At 61.5% G+C, this 704-nt stretch carries 1 protein-coding gene; it reads left to right on the forward strand.

Annotated features, from left to right (window positions below; genetic code table 11):
* Positions 1-704: condensation domain-containing protein (locus G8767_RS35280; protein ID WP_240953016.1), on the forward strand; the 704-nt coding region annotated here is incomplete at both ends.

Consider the following 704-nt stretch of genomic DNA (forward strand, 5'->3'; position numbering starts at 1 on the left):
GGAGTTGGTGGTGGCTGCTGCTTTTGCGGTGGTTTTGGGGTGTGAGTCGCGGGTTGGTGTGGATGACGATTTCTTCGTGTTGGGTGGTAATTCGCTCAATGCGACTCGGCTCATCAGCCGCATCAACGCAGACCGAGGCACCGACATACCGCTGCGAGCCATCTTCGACTCGCCGACGGTAGCCGAACTCGCCAGGGTTCTCGACGCGTCGGCGTCTTCGAGTCGGCCGGCACTGACAGCTCGGGTGCGCCCGTCGGCGATCCCGTTGTCACCGGCTCAGTCCCGTATGTGGTTCCTCAACCGCTTCGATCCTGATTCGTCGGCGTACAACATGCCGGTGGTCCTTCGCCTCTCCGGCGCCCTCGACGTATCGGCGCTAGCTGCGGCAGTGGGTGATCTGGTGCTGCGCCACGAAGTGCTTCGGACGGTGTATCCCGAAGTGGCGGGCATAGGCTTCCAGAGGATTCTCTCGCCAGATGACGCGCTCGTGGAATTGACGACCGAGCGCGTCTCCGAAAGCGTTCTGCTCGAACGAGTGTCAGATGTCCTCGGTGCGTCGTTCGACGTCACGTCCGAGATTCCCGTGCGAGCTCATCTGTTCCAGCTCGACGAGTTCGAGTTCGTGCTGGCGATGTCGGTGCATCACATTGCGGGTGACGGTTTCTCGATGGGTCCGTTGACGCGTGATGTGATGGTGGCGTACG

Origin of the sequence: Rhodococcus sp. IC4_135 (assembly GCF_011602025.1) — a bacterium.
Lineage (GTDB): Bacteria > Actinomycetota > Actinomycetes > Mycobacteriales > Mycobacteriaceae > Rhodococcus_F > Rhodococcus_F baikonurensis.